The organism is Escherichia sp. TW14182, assembly GCF_000208525.1.
Taxonomy (GTDB): Bacteria; Pseudomonadota; Gammaproteobacteria; order Enterobacterales; family Enterobacteriaceae; genus Escherichia; species Escherichia ruysiae.
In genome coordinates, this window is sequence record NZ_AEJZ01000209.1 from 1 (window position 1) to 1,556 (window position 1,556).

Annotated in this window: 2 protein-coding genes; both read left to right on the forward strand. The window is 49.4% G+C overall.

Features of this window, described 5'->3' with window-relative positions; all coding sequences use genetic code 11:
- Positions 1-428 precede the first annotated feature (428 nt).
- The gene (gene feoA / locus EQY_RS0116805) at positions 429-656 is read left to right on the forward strand and encodes a ferrous iron transporter A (protein ID WP_001200455.1); all 228 of its coding nucleotides are present in this window, start codon (positions 429-431) and stop codon (positions 654-656) included.
- Positions 657-672: 16 nt separating this feature from the next.
- Positions 673-1,556 (forward strand): ferrous iron transport protein B (gene feoB / locus EQY_RS0116810; protein WP_000737000.1); only part of this gene is annotated, 884 nt, incomplete at its 3' end.

Genomic DNA, 1,556 nt, shown 5'->3' on the forward strand with positions numbered 1-1,556 from the left:
ACGGGTCAAAACAGGCACAACTTTCCCCCCTCTCCCTAGCCCTCTCCCCGATGGGGCGAGGGGACCGTCCGTGCACTTGCCTGGCTCCGGTATTTTTATTCCACAGCCAAAACCACAATATATTCCGCTAATATTTATCACATCATTAACAATTAAAACCTTAATTAAACATCAAGCCGCCCTAATAATTCGTCACTCGAATTTTATTTTGCCCCAGATATAACCTTGAGCCATATCAACATTGAGTCAGATTATTATCTAAACCAACATTCGCACACATTTTAAGTATTGCTGATAGAAACCATTCTCATTATCATTGTACTGTTGATTATTTAATCTCTCCTTCGTTGGCAAATCATCTGGTCTCATGTCGCTGTCAAACGCCCCATGAGGTAGTTATCCAGTTAATGAGAAACAAGTAGGCACCTATGCAATACACTCCAGATACTGCGTGGAAAATCACTGGCTTTTCCCGTGAAATCAGCCCGGCATATCGTCAGAAGCTGCTTTCTCTTGGCATGTTACCTGGCTCCTCTTTTAATGTGGTGCGCGTCGCTCCACTCGGTGATCCCATTCATATCGAAACTCGCCGTGTGAGCCTGGTATTACGCAAAAAAGATCTGGCCTTATTAGAAGTGGAAGCGGTTTCCTGTTAATACGGTGAGAATAACAATGAAAAAATTAACCATTGGCTTAATTGGTAATCCAAATTCTGGCAAGACAACCTTATTTAACCAGCTCACCGGCGCACGTCAGCGTGTAGGAAACTGGGCTGGCGTTACCGTCGAACGTAAAGAGGGTCAGTTCTCCACCACCGATCATCAGGTCACCCTGGTTGACCTGCCCGGCACCTATTCTCTGACCACCATCTCATCGCAAACTTCGCTTGATGAGCAAATCGCCTGTCACTACATTTTGAGTGGCGACGCCGATCTGCTGATTAACGTGGTGGATGCGTCTAACCTTGAGCGTAACCTGTACCTGACGCTGCAACTGCTGGAGCTCGGCATTCCCTGCATCGTGGCGCTGAACATGCTCGACATTGCCGAGAAGCAAAATATTCGCATTGAAATTGATGCGCTGTCGGCACGTCTTGGCTGCCCGGTGATCCCGCTGGTTTCCACGCGTGGTCGCGGTATTGAAGCCCTGAAACTGGCAATTGACCGCTATAAAGCCAACGAGAATGTAGAACTGGTGCATTACGCACAGCCGCTAATCAATGAAGCCGATGCGCTGGCGAAAGTGATGCCGTCAGACATCCCGCTGAAACATCGCCGCTGGCTGGGTCTGCAAATGCTGGAAGGCGATATCTACAGCCGCGCCTACGCCGGTGAAGCGTCGCAGCATCTGGATGCGGCCCTCGCCCGTCTGCGTAATGAGATGGACGATCCGGCGCTGCACATTGCCGATGCGCGTTACCAGTGTATTGCTGCCATCTGCGATGTGGTGAGCAATACCCTGACGGCAGAACCCAGCCGTTTCACCACGGCAGTAGATAAAATCGTGCTCAACCGATTCCTCGGTCTGCCAATTTTCCTCTTTGTGATGTATCTGAT

Bases quoted from the DNA above. Each gene is read 5' to 3' on its own strand.
- feoA (WP_001200455.1), top strand. From the start codon at position 429: ATGCAATACACTCCAGATACTGCGTGGAAAATCACTGGCTTTTCCCGT.